This window comes from Vagococcus sp. (assembly GCF_052102835.1).
Taxonomy (GTDB): domain Bacteria; phylum Bacillota; class Bacilli; order Lactobacillales; family Vagococcaceae; genus Vagococcus.
On sequence record NZ_JBQEIL010000011.1, the window covers coordinates 15,230 to 33,587 of the forward strand.

Genomic DNA, 18,358 nt, shown 5'->3' on the forward strand with positions numbered 1-18,358 from the left:
GGGGGATTATTTATGAAAAAAATAGGTTTTGATTCAGACAAGTATATTGAGGAACAAACAAAATATATTTTAGAGCGAGTTAATAATTATGATAAACTTTATTTAGAATTTGGGGGCAAACTTATTGGTGATAAACATGCTAAACGAGTTTTACCAGGTTTTGATGAAGATTCAAAAATAAAAATCCTTCAGAAATTAAAAGATAAAGCTGAAATTTTAATTTGTGTTTATTCCGGTGATATCGAAAGAAATAAAATTCGTGGAGATTATGGCATTACTTATGACATGGATATTTTAAAATCTATTGATGAATTCAACGATTATGGTTTGTCTGTAAATAGTGTTTTAATTACACGGTATTCCGGCCAACCAGCAACGAAAGTATTTATTAATAAATTAGAAAAACGCGGGATTAGTGTCTATACTCATGAAGCAATCGAAGGGTATCCGTATAATATTGATCAAATTGTAAGTGATGAAGGCTTTGGAAAAAATCCGTATATTCCAACGACAAAGCCAATTGTTGTTGTAACAGCACCTGGAGCTGGAAGTGGTAAATTGGCAACAAGCTTAAGTCAAATTTATCATGAAAGCCATTTAGGTAAAATAGCAGGTTATTCTAAATTTGAAACTTTTCCCGTATGGAACGTTCCCTTGAAGCATCCATTAAACATCGCTTATGAGGCGGCTACGGTTGATTTGAAAGATGTTAATATGATTGACTCATTTCATTATGAAGCGTATGGAGAAGTCGCTGTGAACTATAACCGAGACATTGAAACCTTTCCTGTGATTAAACGTATTATTGAACGAATTACTAAAAAAGCATCGGTTTTTAAATCACCAACTGATATGGGAGTCAACCGAGTTGGATTTGGAATTATTGATGATGAGGTCGTTATAAAAGCTTCTTATGATGAGATTATTCGTCGTTGTTTTGATACCGAAGTTTTTTATAAACGAGGACTTGTTGATGAAGAGGTTGTCAATCGCATTCAATTAATCATGGAAGAAATGGAATTAAAAAAAGAAGATCGTGCCCCAGTCTTACCTGCGCGAGAGTATGCAGATAAAATGAAGAAAAAATTAAACTTAGTTGGTCCAGCATCAGTCATGGCTTTTGAATTGGCTGATGGTGAAATTATTACAGGTCGTTCAACAGAATTGATGGACGCCTCTGCAGCTGCTATCTTGAATTCAGTCAAATATTTAGCGAATATTTCAGATGATATCTTGTTACTTTCACCGGTTATTTTAGGAACTATTCAAAAAATGAAGGTAGAGGAATTATCAAGTAAGATGACGTCGCTAAATACTAATGAAATTTTGATAGCTTTGGCGATGAGTGCTGTAACAAATCCAACGGCTCAGTTAGCTTATGAACAATTAAGTCATCTCGTAGATGTACAGGCGCATTCGACGGTGATTTTAAATAAAGACGATGAACAGATTTTGAAAAGATTAGGAATTGACGTAACAAGTGACTCCATATTCTCTTCTGATAACTTATTCTATATTTAAAACATAAAAAAGTTTGGAATTTCTCGCGAATGAGAAATTCCAAACTTTTTTTATTGATAAATTGCTTTGATTGGGTCTAATTTGGCTGCATTGATAGCTGGAATAACTCCAAAGAAGAGTCCAATACCAGCAGAAACACTGGCTGAAATCAGAGCCATTTTAGGACTAACAATAGCTTCCATAGGTGTAAGGAGTGAGATTAGTGAAGCGGCTCCCCAACCTAGTAGGATACCAATAATACCACCTAGCAAGGTGATAAAAGCAGCTTCTAAAAGAAATTGAAGTAGAATATTAGATGGTTTTGCACCAATGGCACGACGTATTCCGATTTCTCTTTTTCTTTCAGAAACAGAAACATACATGATATTCATGACCCCAATGCCACCTACAAGTAGTGAAATAGCAGTAATGAAAAGAAGTCCAAGCATGACTGTATTCATCATATTTTCAATATCACGCTTAATTTCTTCATTTGTTCTATCTTCTTCAAATGAGCCAGTTAAGTCTAAATGGTATTCTTTTAGTAAGTTGTTTGCCTCATCAACAACTGATTGCCGATCAGTTCCTTGTGTGACTTTTAATTTAATCGCATTAATGGGTTTGTTTTTAGCCAATTCATTAAAGGCTTTTTTAGGAACGATGCTAAATTGAAACGAACCATCAGAATTAAAAGCTAATTCATCGTAATTCACTTTTTCTTTAACCCCAATGACCATAAACTTAAGGCCGTCGATATCAATCGCTCGACCAATGATATCTTTTGGTTTTTTTATTTTTAATAAATCTTTCATTGCTTCATAAGTTAAAATGATTTTATTTTGATTAGCATCTTGTGTTGTGAAGGAACGGCCGTATTTTACCTTATCATTTTTGTTGTTATTAGCGACAATAGGAGTACCGTCCCCGATTTCAAAATAGTTAATATTAGTAAAAATACTTTCATCGTTACCATAGCCAAAACCGTAATCAGCAGCGATGTTATCTACATTTTTTAAATGACGTAACATCTTTAAATCAGTTGTAGAAAAAGAGAAAGGTTCAAATGATTGATCCATCATTTCATCTTCATCCTCTTTATAGATGAGGCGAACCATATTAGCATCTGTTGATTCCACCATTTTTAAACTACTTTGTTTCATCCCTTCACCAATCGCTGAAACAGTAACAACCGCAGTAATTCCGATAATAATCCCTACCATTGTTAAAAAAACACGTAATTTATGGGCTCGTAAGCTTAAAAGAGTACTTAGTAAGAGGTTTTTAACCATTAAGGAACGCCTCCTCATCTAAGAAAAGACCATCTTTCATGTACACGACACGTGAAGCATATTTACGCATGTCAGGATCATGAGTCACCATGACAATCGTTTTTCCTTCATCATTTAACTGTGCGAGAATTTCCATAATATCTCGACTAGTTTCACTGTCTAAAGCACCAGTTGGTTCGTCTGCCATAATCAATAAAGGTTCATTAACAAGTGCGCGTGCAATGGCGACACGTTGTTGTTGTCCACCTGAAAGTTCGGTTGTTTTGGAATATTCTTTGCCCTCTAAGCCAACTAAGTGTAAATATTCTTTGGCAATTTCACGTCGTAGAGGTTCTTTTTTCTTTCCTTCATAAACCATAGGTAATTCAACATTTTGAGAAACATTGAGTGACTGGATTAGAAAAAATTGTTGGAAAATGAAGCCAATATGTTTATTTCTTAATTCTGACTTTTGGTTTTCGCTTAAAGTTGAGGCTTCTTCATCATCAAAAATATAGTCACCATCCGTTGCTTGATCAAGAAAACCGATGATATTCATTAGTGTTGTCTTACCACTACCAGATTTTCCCATAATCATTAGAAATTCACCACGATGAATGGTTAAATTCAGATTTTTTAAAACATGTAACTTGCTGTTACCCATTGGAAAATATTTATTAATATCTTTTAAATCAATAAGAGGGGATTGCAAATTATTTAATTGCTTTTCAGTCATTATTTGCTTTCCTCCATTCCTCCAGAATCAACAGTGATGTCATCAATGATATCACCGTTTTTATAATCTACTTCTGATGAAATAATTACTTTATCTAAAGCATCTAATCCACTAATAACAACGACATGATCTTTTTTAGCGCCTTCAGTTGTTATTTTGATATCTTTTCTAACAACCGAACCAAAGTCATCAACTAAAACATAATCACCAGTTTTATCATTTTTTAAAGCTTTTTTAGGAAGTTGGATTTTTTTATCCTCTAATTTGACTGAAGCTTGGACATGGAAACCATCTCTAATATCTTTGGCATCTTTAAGTGTCATTTTAACAATATAGTTTGAAAGCGAACTTGAACCACCGCCCATGCTAGCACCAGCCTCTGTACTTTGTGCTTTTGATGTTGGTGTATTTGAGATATAGGTAATCTCTCCTTTATATAATTTGTTATCAGAAATAGTTCGAACATCTGCTTGTTGTTTCGCTTTTAGTTTGACTAAGTCACGTTCGTTCACTTCACCTTCAACATAAAAATCGTTGGACGTTAAAGTTAAGATAGCACTATCACGATTTTGTTCTTGTGGAATGGTAACTTGGCCTTTAAAAGGTGCTGTTACTTGATTCACTTGTTTTTCATTAAGTTCATTGATTTGGCTTTGTAGCTGATTCATCTTCATATCAAAGCTTGCTAAATCGTAGTCTAATTCAATAGATTCTCTCGAAGAACCAGGAGCGGAAACTGTTTCTTCTTCACTATCGGTATTTTTTGAAGCCTCACTGGCTGCACCAATTTGATTGATTGCTAATTGCATTTTTCGAGCTGCTTTATCTTTTTCTGCTTGTGTTTGTTCAATTTGGAATTTTAAATCGGTAATTTGACTGCTGGTCGCATCATCAACGTATTGATAAAGAATAGTCCCTTCGTCAACAACGTCACCATTTTTGACTTGCAAATCACCTAATTTTCCGAGTGTTGTGTCCTTAGTAAATTCTTTCGAACGAACGGGAGTCACAATCCCATTAACAAAGACTTGATCGACATCTTCAACATCAAAATATTCAATTTTGTTATCTAATGAGGTGATATTTTTTGCGTCATTCCCTTTACCAAGATTTCTAATAACGATAAAACCACCAACCACTAAAATAATTAAAATTAATCCAATACTAATTTTCTTACGCTTACTCATCTTTTTCTTTTCTCTTCGCGACATAAATAAACTCCTTTACCTTTTTTTTATAATTATACCGTAAAACAAATTAATTACCTATCGGTCTAAGGGCGGATAGGCAGTCAAAAGTGTTTTTTTTTATAAATAATTAGACACAAAAAAAGAGGCTGCTTTTCAGCCCCTCTTTTTATAGGATTATTTATTTTTCACGAATGACTTCAACTTTATAACCATCGGGATCGATAATAAAATAGTATGAAGGTGGAACATTAGGTAAGTGTTTTAGTTCAGTCACGTTAAAGCCAGCCGCTTTATGTTTAGCATGTAGTGCTTCTAAATCCTCAGTTGCAATAGCGATATGCCCGTAACCATCACCTAATTCATAGCCAGGATGATCGTAGTTATAGGTTAATTCTAATTCATAATCATCACCAGGAAGAGTAAGATAAACTAAAGTAAACTTATTTTCTGGGAAATCACGACGACGGCTTTCTTCAAAATTGAAAGCCTCTTTATAAAAAGTAACAGAAGCTTCTAAATCTTTAACACGCACGCAAGTATGTGCCATTTTCATAAAACATCATTCCTTTCATTTAGCTTTACTTAAATAATAGCATTTATTAATTTACCATGCTAGTTTTTAAATCTAGATTAGTTAAGATTAACTATGAATAGTGATGAATTTGACTAATTCGATTGTTTTTTTAGATAAGATACTCTATAATTTTACGTGTTAGATTTAAAGGAGAATAGAGATGAAATTAATATCAATTTGTGTTCCAATGTATAATGAGGGTGAAAATATTAATGCGTTTTATAAACAAATTAATCAAACATTAACCCCACTATACGAAAAATATAATTTTGAATTTTTATTTATTAATGACGGTAGTATGGATGATAGTTTATCTAAAGTCCGTGAACTTAGGAAATATGATCCGCGGGTTAAGTTTGTTGATTTATCTCGTAATTATGGAAAAGAAGTCGCAATGGCAGCAGGGTTTGATTATGCTAAAGGTGATGCAGTTATCACAATGGATGCTGATTTACAACATCCTCCTCATACTATTTTTGAAATGATTAAGTATTGGGAAGAAGGGTATCAAGACGTTTATGGTAAGCGAAGAGAACGAAAAGGCGAATCATGGTTCAAGAAAAAAGCCTCAGAAACCTACTACAAAATTTTACAGAAATTTTCAAAAGTTCCTGTCTTATCTGGCGTAGGAGATTATCGATTACTTGATCGTGTTTGTATTGAAGGAATTAAAAAGTTACGTGAATCACAACGTTATACTAAAGGGCTTTATATGTGGGTTGGTTATCGTAAAAAAGAAGTTTTTTTTGATGCAGAAGAGCGCTTTGCAGGTGAAACAAAATGGAAATTTTCAGCGTTGGTTGGGTTAGCGGTTGATGGTATCACGTCAAATTCAACTTTTCCGTTAAGAATATCAACCTTTATTGGTGTTTTAATTTCTTTTTTAGCATTTATTTATATGATTTTCGTTATTATATCAACACTTTTTTTCGGTAATCAAGTACCAGGATATCCGACGTTAGTTATTTTAATCCTTTTTTTAGGTGGGTTTCAATTACTATCACTCGGTGTTCTTGGTGAATATTTAGGAAAGATATTTATGGAGACTAAAGATAGACCCCTTTACTTTGTTCAAACATATAATGATGAGGAAGAAACAGATGAAAAAAATTTTTAATCGAGAAACCATTAGTTACATCTTTTTTGGAGGATTAACAACCGTTGTTTATTTTGTCACTCGTTTTTCGGTAGTGAAAGCAACAGATAATTCAATGTTAGGTGTTGTTCTTGCCCAAATTGCAGCGATTTTATTTGCCTATTTTGCTAATAAAATTTTTGTTTTTAAAGATAAAAACTGGGGCTTTCTAACCGTTTTAAAACAATTATTTGGTTTTATTATCGGTCGCTTACTGGTGTTTGGTTTAGATTTATCAATTACGTATTTAACTGTTAAACGTTTTTCAGAATTTTTTATTCGTGTTTTATTTTTAGATAAACTAAATTATGACCATTTTATTTTTAGTAATGTGTTAACCAATCGATTTATTGGGAATGAAAAGTTATTAAATGAGTTTATTTTTGCTTTGTTGGTTCAAATACTAGCAATTGTGATCAATTATATTATTTCTAAAAAAGCTATTTTTGTTGATAAAGAAGTTGAAAAAGAAACGTTGAAAGTTGGAAAGGAAGATTTTAATGACGAGACCTAAATCAAAAGGAGAGTTATTAACTCAAGCAGAGCTAAATTTTAGAAGGCTATGTGACCTGATTGCTTCATTATCACAAGAAGAGCAGTTGCAAACTTTTTCTTTCGATAGTATGAAAGAAAAGGGGGCTCATTGGCAAAGAGATAAAAACATTAGAGATGTTTTAGCTCATCTATACGAATGGCATCAGTTACTTTTAGAGTGGGTTAGCTCGAATCAGGAAGGCCAACCTCGTCCTTTTTTAAAAGAAGGGTATAATTGGCGAACTTATTCTGGCATGAATCTTGAATTTTGGGAATGTCATCAAGAAACGCCACTTAATGAACTGAAAGAAAAACTATCAGAAAGCCATCGGCAAGTTTTAGAATCCTGTCAACTCTTTTCAGATACAGAGTTATTTGAAAAAAATATTTTTTCTTGGGTTGGTGGAAGCACACTAGGTAGTTATTATATTTCTGCGACTTCGAGTCACTATGAATGGGCATTAAAGAAAATAAAAAAACATAAAAAAAGTCTCTCAAATCTAAAATAGTAGGTTTGAGAGGTTTTTTTAATTATTGTAAAAAGCTAATGAAATGGTTAAATCATAATTAACAAAGTCTTTAATCATTTTTATTTCGTTTTTCTCATTTTGATAAACTTTTTTATAAGTTCCTCCAAGAATGGTCGTGAAGACTTGAATATTTGCATAACGTTGCATTAGTAGATTGGCTTTGTAAGTATCCTCCATTTCAATAAAACCAAGCATAATATCGGTTTCATTTCCATTGTTGCTGGGTAGAAAAATAGCAATCCGATTGCTTTCAGTTTCAGGGTCATAGAGCGTTTTGGCAAAAGTATTTGGTAACGTTTGATCATAAAGTTCAAAAATTGGTCGATCAACATAAAGTTCAAAATTTTGAATTAACTCTTCATTAGAGAGATTACCATAAAAATCATAAAAAAAATGTTGATCTTTTAAACGTTGAATTGTTTCAAATAGGATTTTTTGTGTAGTACCTTGAAATAGCAATGGAATTCTAGTGTGAAGATAACGTTTATTTTTGACAGAAGACATTTTTTGATTTTGTTTCATAAAACTGTTGTTTTCTGTCACATCTTTGATTGTGGGTGATTTTTCCATTGGTTTAACAATAGCGACTTCATTTCTTGATATTTTTCGTTTCTTTTTAATGCGATTAAAAAGATGAGGGATTTGTAATGGTTTTTGATAGGTTACATTTTTAGGTCGATCATCTACTTTAGTGGTCTGCTTATTTTTACCAAGTTGAAAGAGTAAAATAAAACTCAAAAGTAAAGCAGTTCCTGTTAGAAAAAAGTAGGCATACCAAATAATGGAATGAGAAAAGGTAAAACCTAAAATAAGTAACCAAATAAGGCTGATGCTTCCAATAACTAGCTTAATATTTTTCATGGGCGTAACTCCGTTTTTATTTATTATCCTATCTTATATTTAACCATAAAATATAGGTTAAAACAATCTAACTCGTTTTAATAATTTTGTATAAAAATAGCGTGAAATAAAATAATAGTATAGTATAATGTAAAGGATTGAGTTTATGTTAAAGGAGATAAAATAGTCATGAGGGATTCGGTATTTGCCGTTGTAGATTTAGAAACAACGGGCACCAACTTAATGAATGATAAGATCATCCAGTTTGCCTGTATTTTAGTAGAAAAGGGAAAAATTGTCCACGAGCTGACTGTTGATATCAATCCTAATAAATCAATACCTAAGCCGATTCAAGCATTGACAGGGATTACAAATGAACAAGTAGCGTGTGCCCCTTACTTTGAAGAAGTTGCACCGACCATTAAAAATATGTTAGAAGATTGTGTTTTCGTCGCACACAATGCTTATTTTGATTTTTCGTTTCTAAATAGTGAATTAGAACGTAGTGGGTTTTCACCGTTGACAGTATCCGTATTGGATACCGTTGAACTGGCTCAAGTTTTTTTCCCAATCTCACCGGGATATCGTGTGAAAGATTTGGCGAACTATTTAGCGATTGAACATTTAAATCCGCATGAAGCATTAAGTGATGCGATTGCTACAAGTCATATTTTTTTGAAAATCATTGAAAGGATTCAGCAAGTCCCGTTAATCACGTTAAAAAAAATTGTGGAACTCTCCACCCAATTAGGGGTTGAAAATTCTTCTTTTTTAAATAAAATGTATCAACAACGCAAAGAGCAACGGCTGACGAAATTAACGTATCCTTTTCCGATTGAAATTATAGGTGAGATGGCTTTACGTAAAAAAGATTTTCATTTTTTAGAACATTATTCAACCTTAAGCAGTCGTTTTCCTGAAACAGATGAGGCAAAAGAAGAATTATTTAAAACAAAAAAATTGCAGGTTAGAAAACCACAATTAGAAATGATGGATCACATTAATCGTTTTTTAATTGAAAAATCAAATAAAAATTTATTAGTTGAAGTACCGACAGGCGTAGGTAAGTCCTTGGGATACTTGCTACCTCTATTAATGAATAAAACAGTAGCTGAACCTGTAGTCGTTTCAACTTCGACACTCGTCTTACAGAAGCAATTTTTAAGCGAAACGCTACCAATGGCTGAAAAGATATTAAATCAGTCTCTTTATGGTGTGATTTTAAAAAGTCATCATCATTACATTGATTTAGAAAAATTTGTCTTAACCTTAGAACAACCTGTTTTACAAAAACAATATGCGATTTATCAAATTGCTTGCTTGGTTTGGCTATTAGAAACAACAACAGGTGATCTCGATGAGTTAACGATTAATAAAAACCACTTGTTCTATACACATGTTTCTCATGAAGGTGAAAGACAAAAAGTACGGAAAGGGACTTACTTAGAACATGATTTTTGGCGTTATTTGATGAAGAAAAAAGAAGTCGCCGATGTTTTGATTGTGAATCATGCCTTTTTGTGTGAAGAGGATTTCCGCCAAAAACCCCAATTTATTACTATGGATTATTTAGTCATTGATGAAGCACATAAATTAAGAGATACGATTGAAAAAACCGCAACGCAACGGATACGTTTAAGTCAAGCTAATTATTTAATAAAAACGATTCGTGATTTAGCTGAAACACTCACTGAGACACTAGAGCATTCATGGTGGACAGAACAGATGCGGTATCAAACTATTTTTCTTTCCGAATTTAAAGAATTGATTGAAGAAATTGAAGGTTTTGTAAAAACAGTTTACTTTTCAAAACGCGCAACGTCGGAGTATTTATTATCAATAGATGATTTTTCTGAAGGTTGGCCAATCGAATTCAAAAAAATTCTTAATAAATTTAAAATTAATCTGCTGGAATATGAACAATGGTTTAAAACGTTCCAACGTCAGTTACCTAATTATCATTTGTCTGATTGGTTAAAAACGAGTGTTCATGGAATGGAATTTGAACTCGACAATGAACGTTTATTAATGGAGTTGACCAATTTACGTCATTACTTTATGGATTATTCTCGAGATGCTGTTAAGTGGCTGACATTAACTAGTAGAGGTTTGGTCCTAGCTTCTTTTAATTTTAGAGAATTTTCGTTAGAAAAAATGAGATGGTATCAATCCTTTCAACAAATTTTATATACAGGTGGCACGTTACAGCTAGATAGTGATTCTAATTATTTTGAGAAACAGCTTGGTTTAACTAAATTAGAAAAGTATCAAACACAAGATTATTTTGACTATGGTAAACAAGCTGAATTAATTGTCTTAGATGAAAAAATTGATTTTGGCAATGAAAAAGAATTTGTAACACAAATTACTAAAACGGTTGAGGCGGCATATACGGCCTTAGATGACTCTATTTTAGTTCTTTTTACCTCGCATGATATCTTGAAAAAAGTGTACTATCGCCTTTCTTCATTATTAGATTTTTCAGATATCGAAGTTTTGGCACAAGGAATGACGGGAACGAATGAAAAAATTGTAAAAAAAGCCACTCAAAATGACCGTTGTATTATTTTAGGAGCCGCTAGTTTTTGGGATGGTATTGAATTACCCAATAAACATTTAAAACTTTTAATTGTCACTAAATTACCTTTTGATCCGCCGCAGCGACCATTAGTTAAAGCGCGTTATGATTATTTAGAATCATTGAATAAAAATCCTTTTTATGAAGAAGCATTACCACAAGCTGGAATGCGTTTAAGACAAGGGCTTGGTCGCTTATTAAGGAAAGATACAGATCGAGGTTTGATGATCCTAATGGATCGCCGGATTATTGATGCCAAATATGGTCAAGCACTCCAAAATTACTTGCCAAAAGAAATCCCAATGAAGGTTCTTAAACCGGATAATATTGCTACTGAAATTAAGGATTTCTATAAAAATGAATGAAAATAAAGTGGAATACTGCTATAATAAATAAACGGAACGAGGTGGATAAGTTTGCGTAAAAAACACAATAAGAGCTTGAAGTTATTTTCTATCTTTTTAATGTTATTGATTATTTTAAGTGTCCTGATTATTTCTCAAGCCTTGAAACCTGTCAATCGTGTTAAGAAAGCATCGGTAAAGATTGCTCGTGACGTTGCAGACATTAAAAGAGTCGATGATTTTTATTGGTTTAATCGTGGTGAAAATTACTATACTGTCATTGGGTCTAATTCTAAGGGAGAGAAAAAAGTTGTTTTTATTCCTCAAGATGGCTCGGAAGCTCTTGTTATGGATCAAAGTCAGGGCGTTAGTGAAGAAGAGGTCATCCAAAGTATGTTAGATGTTGATGAAGTGAAACGGATACGTAAACTTTCTTTAGGCGTTCATGATAAGGAGCCAGTGTGGGAAGTCGTTGTCACCAATCAGAGCAATCAAATAGATTATTATTTGATTAATTTTGAAACGGGGAACATTTCTCAAACATTAAAAAATATCTAAATTCGGAGGCGATGATTTTGGAATTAGCAAAAAGAGTACTTCAATTAAAACCTTCAGCAACACTTGCAGCTGCAGCCAAAGCGAAACAGCTTAAAGGCGAAGGAAAAGATGTTTTAAGTTTAACTTTAGGTGAACCTGATTTTCAAACCCCAATAGCAATAAAAAAAGCGGCCATCGAATCAATTGAAGATGGGCGTGCCAGTTTTTATACCCCTTCAGCAGGGATACCAGAATTATTAGAAGCTATTATTGCAAGAACTAAGGAAGACACAGGTGTCATCTATCAGAAAAATGAAGTGACGGTTGGAACAGGAGCTAAGTTTCTTTTATATGCACTTTTTCAAGCAATCATTAACCCAGAAGATGAGGTTTTAATACCTGTTCCTTACTGGGTTAGTTATGGAGCACAAGTCGAATTAGCTGGTGGTATTCCTGTGTATGTAGAAACATCACAAAAGACGCAACATAAAGTAACCGTAGCAGCTTTAGAAACGGCGAAAACAGCGAAAACAAAAGCGTTAGTTTTGAATACCCCATCGAATCCAACGGGAATGATTTATAGTGAAGCAGAACTTTTAGCAATTGGTGACTGGGCAATCGCTAATAATTGTTTGATAATTGCGGATGATATTTATGGAAAACTTGTTTATAATGGAAATAAGTTTGTTTCCATTAGTAGTTTATCCAAAGCTATTCAAGACCAAACAATTGTGATTAATGGAGTATCAAAAAGTTACTCAATGACTGGTTGGCGAATTGGTTATGCGTTAGGTCGTTCAGATATCATTAGTCAAATGACTAAATTGACATCTCAATCGATTAGTAATCCAACAGCAGTGAGTCAATATGCGGCACTAGAAGCTTTATCGGGTAATCAATCTTGTGTTGAAGCGATGCGAGCAACTTTTGAATCTCGACTAAACACGATCTTTCCATTAGTTGCTGCTTTACCAGGAGTTAAACTTGAAAAGCCACAAGGTGCATTTTATTTGTATCCTGATGTTTCAGAAACCGTTAAATTATGTGGTTATTCTGATGTTTCAAGTTGGGTCAATGACTTACTTGAGGAAGCGTTAGTTGCAGTCGTAAGTGGTATTGGTTTTGGTACAGAGGATCATATTCGTATGAGCTATGCAACAGATTTAGAAACATTAAAAGCAGCAGTTCAAAGAATAGAAAAATTTATAACGAAAAAAATGGCAAACAATTAATAAAAAAGCTAGAGTGGATGGAGCATAGAAATGAAGACAATACAAATTATTGATTCAAAAAAACATGTTGGAGAAACTGTTAAAATTGGGGCTTGGGTAGCCAATAAACGCTCAAGTGGAAAAATTGCATTCTTACAATTAAGAGATGGAACGGCTTTCTTTCAAGGTGTTTTAGTTAAAAATGAAGTAGGCGAAGAATTATTTGATGTAGCAAAAAACTTATCACAAGAAACGTCAGTTTGGGTAACAGGTGAAATAAGAGAAGATACTCGTTCGAAATTTGGTTATGAAATTGGAATTACCGGCATTGAAGTTGTTGGAGAAAGTCATGATTATCCAATAACACCGAAAGAACATGGTACGGATTTCTTAATGGATCACCGTCATTTATGGTTACGATCATCTAAACAGCATGCAATCATGCAAGTTCGTAATGAATTGATTAGAGCAACTTTTGAATTTTTTAATGAACGTGGCTTTATAAAAATTGATCCACCAATCTTGACAAGCAGTGCACCTGAAGGTACAACTGAATTATTTGAGACAGATTATTTTGGAACACAAGCTTATTTATCTCAAACGGGTCAACTATATTTAGAAGCAGCGGCTATGGCATTTGGAAAAGTCTTTTCATTTGGGCCAACTTTTAGAGCTGAAAAATCAAAAACACGCCGTCATTTAACTGAATTTTGGATGATGGAGCCTGAGATGGCCTATGTTCATCAAGATGAAAGTTTAGAAATTCAAGAACAATATATTGCATTCATGATTGAACAAGTCTTAGAAAATTGTGACTATGCTCTAGATGTTTTAGGACGTGATAAAGAGCTTTTAAGAAAGTATACTGATTTACCGTTTCCAAGAATTTCATACGATGAAGCAGTTGAATTATTGCAATCAAATGATTTTGATGATATTACTTGGGGAGATGATTTTGGGTCACCACATGAAACATTTATAGCAAATCATTTTGAAAAACCAGTGTTTATTATGAACTATCCTAAGTCAATGAGTCCGTTTTATATGAAACCACATCCAACTCGAGAGGATGTTGTTATTCGTGCCGATTTAATTGCTCCTGAAGGCTACGGTGAAATTATCGGTGGTAGTGAACGTGCGATTGGTTATGACTATTTGTTAGAACAAATTGAAAAAGATGGTTTAGATCGTAAAGATTATGAATGGTATTTAGATTTACAAAAATATGGTGCGGTTCCTCACTCTGGCTTTGGTTTAGGTTTAGAGCGAACAGTGACATGGGTTTGTGGAATTGAGCATATTCGTGAGGCAAGTCCGTTTCCTCGTTTATTACACCGTATTTATCCATAGAGAGTTGTTAAATAAGGAGGTTTTAGAGATGAAACAAACATTGACTGTTACAGGGATGAGTTGTTCTCATTGTGCGAGTCGAATCGAAGAAGCATTACTTGGTTTGGATGGCGTAAAAAAAGCGTCTGTAAAACTAAAAAAAGAAGAAGTAAAAGTAAACTTTGATGAATCTCTACAAACAATTGAAAAAATAAGCCAAACGATTGATGAATTAGGTTATCAAGTCCAAGGTTAGTTCAGTAAGAGGATAAGTCCGTTAAGGGCATCCTCTTTTTTTGATAAAAAAATCACATACTTTGTTTCTTTTCCTAAAAAAATTGGGAAATCTAAAAAAAGTGAGTTATAATAGGACAGTAAATGAATATGAAGGAGTCGGTAGGAATGTCAGATGTTGCAGGATTTTGTAAACGTTATTATGTTGAACGTAAAGGAACGAATAGTGTTAAATGGGATGGGATGGTAGAAAAATTTGGCGAAAATGATTTATTACCTTTATGGGTTGCCGATATGGATTTTAAGTTACCAGAAGCTGCTTTAGAAGCATTAAATGAGCGGGTCAATCATGGTGTGTTTGGTTATTCATTCGTTCCTGATAGCTACTATCAAGCCTTTATTAATTGGCAGAAAAAACGTCATAATGTTTTGATTGATAAAAATTGGATACGTTTTAATACAGGAGTTGTCAATTCTTTTAACTATATTATTCAAATGTTAACGGATAAGCACGATCATGTTTTAATATTATCTCCTGTTTACTACCCGTTTTATGATGCAGTGATTAAAAATGAGCGCCAATTATCGGTTTTAGATATTGAAAATAAGGACCAGCAATATACCATTGATTTTGAACAATTTGAACAAAAAATTATAGAAGATGATGTGAAGGTCTTTTTACATTGTTCACCACAAAATCCAATAGGAAAAATCTGGACCTATGAGGAATTAGAACAATTGTTTGATATTTGTGATAAACACGGTGTGAAAATAATTTCAGATGAAATTCATCAAGATTTTGCACGTGATAAAGATAGCTTTATTAGTGCTTTGGCATTACCTGAAAAATATTATGCTTCTATTTTTGTTTTAAATTCTCCTTCTAAGACATTTAATGTGGCATCACTATTACATTCTCATCTCATTATTCCAGATGAAAATAATCGTAAACAATATGATGATTATGCTGAAGTCGTTGCTTGTCATCCAGTTAGTACGTTAGGGATGGTTGCAGCAGAAGCTTGTTATGAACATGGTGAAGAGTGGTTTGAAGGTGTTTTAGAAGTGATTGAGTATAATTATGCGATAGTTAAGGACTATACAGAAAAGTATTTACCAAAAGCTCGCTTAGCTGAAAAAAAAGCAACTTATTTAGCTTGGTTAGATCTAAGTAACTATACATCAGAAGATTGTCTTGAAGAATTAATGCAAAAACAAGCAAAATTAGCGATTGATTATGGTAATTGGTTTGGTAAAAACACAGAAAATTGTATTAGAATCAATTTAGCGACAAAACCAGAAGTTATCGAACAAGCCATGAAACAATTGGTTAAAAGTGTTTCTTGTGATTAACTTAAATTTTTTAAAAGCTTGTTTTTTAGAACAGTCTTTTCATTAAAAATGTGTTAGAATTCTTTTATATTAATATAGGAGATGAACTATGGGGAAAAGAAAAAATAAGCAAAAAAAATCTTTTTTGCAAAAATTATTAATCACGATTAGTGCATTAATTCTCATCTTTATTTTGGGGGTTGGCGGTTTTCTTGCAAAAACATATTATGATGTCAGACAAGTTGCTAACAAAGTAAGTCAGCCTATTAAAGGTAAACGGGAATATCCCGTTGGTAAAGCTAAAGATGATCGAATTAATGAGGGGAAACCATTTTCAGTATTATTACTAGGCTTGGATACGGGTGATTTTGGGCGAAATGATTTAGGTCGCTCAGATACACTAATGGTAGCAACGGTTAATCCAAACCAGAAAAAAACAACATTAGTCAGTATTCCACGAGATACTCGTACCGAAATCGTAGGTCAAGGGACCGTCGATAAAATCAATCATGCTTATGCGTTTGGTATGGAAGGTATGGCGCTAGCAACAACAGAGAAATTATTAGATATTCCATTAAATCATTATGTCTGGATTAATATGGAAGGATTTGAGGAATTAGTAGATGCTGTTGGTGGTGTAGAGGTCAATAGTAAGTTTGAATTTAAGCAAGACGGCTATACCTTTAAAAAAGGACTTCAAAAATTAAATGGCAAAGAAGCACTTGCTTATACACGTATGCGTTATGAAGATCCGAATGGAGACTATGGTCGCCAAGATCGCCAACGTGAAGTTGTCTCAGCAATAGCGGATAAAGCCTTGAGTTTTGAAGGGGTGACTAAATTTCAAAGTATTTTGAAAGCAATTGAAAATAACATGCAAACGGATTTAGAATGGGAAGATATGTGGAAAATTGCGACTGATTATCGCTCATCCTTTTACCGAATTGATGAAACGACCCTACAAGGTGAAGGTGTCATGATTGATGACGTTTCCTATCAAGAAATACCTGAAGCAGAGCTACTACGAGTTCAAAACTTATTAAAAGAACAATTAAAATAAAAAAATTCTAGGATAATTTGTTATTATCCTGGAATTTTTTATTTATTTTACGCTAAAGCACCCATTGGATCCCAAGGGTCTAATAAAGTTACTTCATTTTGAGCAACAATCTCTTGTAATTCAGGTGATAGATATTTTTTATTGATGACAATTTGATAAGTGTATTCGTTTAGCCAATCATCGCTCATGACAAAATAGCCTTTTGTGCCAACTTTTTCGCCCCAGCTATTTTCTACTTTCCACTTAGTTGGTTGGCCATCAACGAGATTCACGCCAGTTAAAACCATAGCGTGAGTCATTAGACTTTCACCATAATCCAAACGTTCTGCTTTAGTCATTGAAAAATCAATATCTAAGACTTGATTGACTGCGTAAGCATTCGTAGCCATAATACCAGAATCACGAATAGAGGATTGTCCGACATCACAACCGTACCATACTGACTCGTCTGCTTTAAGTTGTGCGATTGCTAACTCTTTAAATGTTTTGATATCAACATTTAAGTGACAGACTTCTTTTCCACCAATCACATTTCCTAACATTTCAACTGTGTACAATTGATTATAAGGTTTATCAGCGGTAGGTGCGTTGATAATACTAATATATTCATCTAAATTTTGCCCAACAAACTCTTGATAGAATTTTTGAGGTGTTAAATTTTGATGAGCATGAAATTTTTCATCATTATCACGATATGAAAAATCAAATGTTTCAGGTGGAGTTCTTAAAGTCATAGAAAGCAATTGGTAAATATCACTTAGCATTTTATTTTTAGTGATTTGAATCGTTGTTTCATCGGTTTGGTCAGCAACAAGTTGACGCAAAGTAACCGCATCTTTTCTTAGTTTTTTATTTAAATAGGTATTTAGTTCACGACTCATTGAACTATTGAATGATTCCGGCATCACACTTTTAGGAACGATACCATATTTTTGGATGATAGCGACTAACATGTCCCATTGACCACCATCTTGTTGCGGTGTTTGTAATAGAAAAGCGACTTTACGACTGGTGAGTGGTTCGTTCGCTGTTTTTAAAATATTTTCATAAAAATAGTTCGCTTTTTCAAATTTATCCCAGAAGAAAGTGAAGTTTTGAGATAATTCAAAATTTTTAATATTAAATTCATGTTGGATTGAATGACGAAATGTATTGAGGGCCGCGAACATCCAACAACGTCCACTTTGTTTTTGGTTAGCTACTTTACCTGTTTCTAGGTCGATTGAAAAAACAGGTGTATTCTCAATCACTGCCGTTTGGTTTGCAGAAGCTGCTAAAATACCAGTTTTCATGACAGCATGCTGTGTATTTAAATGGTTTTGACTTGTTTTAAATTGCTCATCAAATTGTTTGATTTGTTCAAATGAAATACTTTTACTCATAGATAACAACCTTTCTAAATTTTAATGATACTCTCATTGTACTC

General features: G+C 33.4%; 17 protein-coding genes. 11 read left to right on the forward strand and 6 right to left on the reverse strand.

The window, feature by feature from the left end; genetic code table 11:
* Nucleotides 1–12: 12 nt before the first annotated feature.
* Complete coding sequence (locus tag ACTJFD_RS10035) at nucleotides 13–1,521, forward strand: DUF1846 domain-containing protein (RefSeq protein ID WP_442261359.1); 1,509 nt, start codon at nucleotides 13–15, stop codon at nucleotides 1,519–1,521.
* Nucleotides 1,522–1,571: 50 nt separating this feature from the next.
* On the opposite strand, the gene ACTJFD_RS10040 is transcribed toward ACTJFD_RS10035, so the two are convergent.
* The 4 genes from ACTJFD_RS10040 to gloA all read right to left on the reverse strand — a co-directional run bounded on the left by ACTJFD_RS10040 (nucleotide 1,572) and on the right by gloA (nucleotide 5,247).
* Nucleotides 1,572–2,789, reverse strand: a complete 1,218-nt coding sequence (locus ACTJFD_RS10040) for an ABC transporter permease (protein ID WP_442261361.1) — start codon at nucleotides 2,787–2,789, stop codon at nucleotides 1,572–1,574.
* Nucleotides 2,782–3,504 (reverse strand): ABC transporter ATP-binding protein, encoded by a 723-nt coding sequence (locus ACTJFD_RS10045; protein WP_442261362.1) that lies wholly within the window; start codon nucleotides 3,502–3,504, stop codon nucleotides 2,782–2,784. Before ACTJFD_RS10045 ends, ACTJFD_RS10040 begins: the two co-directional genes overlap by 8 nt.
* Nucleotides 3,504–4,715 carry an efflux RND transporter periplasmic adaptor subunit gene (locus ACTJFD_RS10050; RefSeq protein ID WP_442261363.1) on the reverse strand — a complete coding sequence of 404 codons (1,212 nt, stop codon included), beginning with the start codon at nucleotides 4,713–4,715 and terminating at the stop codon, nucleotides 3,504–3,506. Before ACTJFD_RS10050 ends, ACTJFD_RS10045 begins: the two co-directional genes overlap by 1 nt.
* 157 nt (nucleotides 4,716–4,872) lie before the next feature.
* The gene (gene gloA, locus ACTJFD_RS10055; RefSeq protein ID WP_442261365.1) at nucleotides 4,873–5,247 is read right to left on the reverse strand and encodes a lactoylglutathione lyase; all 375 of its coding nucleotides are present in this window, start codon (nucleotides 5,245–5,247) and stop codon (nucleotides 4,873–4,875) included.
* A gap of 181 nt (nucleotides 5,248–5,428) precedes the next feature.
* On the opposite strand from gloA, the gene ACTJFD_RS10060 reads away from it, so the two are divergent.
* Genes ACTJFD_RS10060 through ACTJFD_RS10070 form a run of 3 tightly spaced genes read left to right on the forward strand, consistent with a single transcriptional unit; the run spans nucleotide 5,429 to nucleotide 7,446 of the window.
* Nucleotides 5,429–6,385: a glycosyltransferase family 2 protein gene (locus ACTJFD_RS10060; RefSeq protein WP_442261367.1), complete on the forward strand. Its 957-nt coding sequence runs from the start codon at nucleotides 5,429–5,431 to the stop codon at nucleotides 6,383–6,385.
* Nucleotides 6,369–6,917, forward strand: a complete 549-nt coding sequence (locus ACTJFD_RS10065) for a GtrA family protein (protein ID WP_442261369.1) — start codon at nucleotides 6,369–6,371, stop codon at nucleotides 6,915–6,917. Before ACTJFD_RS10060 ends, ACTJFD_RS10065 begins: the two co-directional genes overlap by 17 nt.
* Nucleotides 6,904–7,446 carry a ClbS/DfsB family four-helix bundle protein gene (locus ACTJFD_RS10070; RefSeq protein ID WP_442261371.1) on the forward strand — a complete coding sequence of 181 codons (543 nt, stop codon included), beginning with the start codon at nucleotides 6,904–6,906 and terminating at the stop codon, nucleotides 7,444–7,446. The genes ACTJFD_RS10065 and ACTJFD_RS10070 overlap by 14 nt, the downstream gene beginning before the upstream one ends.
* An 18-nt stretch (nucleotides 7,447–7,464) precedes the next feature.
* Here ACTJFD_RS10070 and ACTJFD_RS10075 read toward each other — a convergent pair whose 3' ends face one another.
* Complete coding sequence (locus ACTJFD_RS10075) at nucleotides 7,465–8,328, reverse strand: hypothetical protein (RefSeq protein ID WP_442261372.1); 864 nt, start codon at nucleotides 8,326–8,328, stop codon at nucleotides 7,465–7,467.
* 168 nt (nucleotides 8,329–8,496) lie between these two features.
* Between ACTJFD_RS10075 and ACTJFD_RS10080 the strand changes: the two genes are divergently transcribed.
* The 7 genes from ACTJFD_RS10080 (at nucleotide 8,497) to ACTJFD_RS10110 (ending at nucleotide 16,932) form a co-directional block, all read left to right on the forward strand.
* Nucleotides 8,497–11,250 carry a helicase C-terminal domain-containing protein gene (locus ACTJFD_RS10080; protein WP_442261374.1) on the forward strand — a complete coding sequence of 918 codons (2,754 nt, stop codon included), beginning with the start codon at nucleotides 8,497–8,499 and terminating at the stop codon, nucleotides 11,248–11,250.
* A 51-nt stretch (nucleotides 11,251–11,301) separates the two neighbouring features.
* Nucleotides 11,302–11,787 (forward strand): cell wall elongation regulator TseB-like domain-containing protein, encoded by a 486-nt coding sequence (locus ACTJFD_RS10085; RefSeq protein ID WP_442261376.1) that lies wholly within the window; start codon nucleotides 11,302–11,304, stop codon nucleotides 11,785–11,787.
* Between the two features lie 17 nt (nucleotides 11,788–11,804).
* Complete coding sequence (locus ACTJFD_RS10090) at nucleotides 11,805–12,998, forward strand: pyridoxal phosphate-dependent aminotransferase (RefSeq protein WP_442261378.1); 1,194 nt, start codon at nucleotides 11,805–11,807, stop codon at nucleotides 12,996–12,998.
* Between the two features lie 30 nt (nucleotides 12,999–13,028).
* Nucleotides 13,029–14,327 (forward strand): asparagine--tRNA ligase, encoded by a 1,299-nt coding sequence (asnS, locus tag ACTJFD_RS10095; RefSeq protein WP_442261380.1) that lies wholly within the window; start codon nucleotides 13,029–13,031, stop codon nucleotides 14,325–14,327.
* Nucleotides 14,328–14,355: 28 nt separating this feature from the next.
* Nucleotides 14,356–14,562 (forward strand): copper ion binding protein, encoded by a 207-nt coding sequence (locus tag ACTJFD_RS10100; RefSeq protein ID WP_442261382.1) that lies wholly within the window; start codon nucleotides 14,356–14,358, stop codon nucleotides 14,560–14,562.
* 146 nt (nucleotides 14,563–14,708) lie between these two features.
* Nucleotides 14,709–15,893 (forward strand): MalY/PatB family protein, encoded by a 1,185-nt coding sequence (locus ACTJFD_RS10105; RefSeq protein ID WP_442261383.1) that lies wholly within the window; start codon nucleotides 14,709–14,711, stop codon nucleotides 15,891–15,893.
* A gap of 88 nt (nucleotides 15,894–15,981) precedes the next feature.
* Nucleotides 15,982–16,932: an LCP family glycopolymer transferase gene (locus ACTJFD_RS10110; RefSeq protein ID WP_442261385.1), complete on the forward strand. Its 951-nt coding sequence runs from the start codon at nucleotides 15,982–15,984 to the stop codon at nucleotides 16,930–16,932.
* A 47-nt stretch (nucleotides 16,933–16,979) separates the two neighbouring features.
* Here ACTJFD_RS10110 and ACTJFD_RS10115 read toward each other — a convergent pair whose 3' ends face one another.
* Nucleotides 16,980–18,314 carry a C1 family peptidase gene (locus ACTJFD_RS10115; RefSeq protein ID WP_442261386.1) on the reverse strand — a complete coding sequence of 445 codons (1,335 nt, stop codon included), beginning with the start codon at nucleotides 18,312–18,314 and terminating at the stop codon, nucleotides 16,980–16,982.
* Between the last annotated feature and the right edge of the window lie 44 nt (nucleotides 18,315–18,358).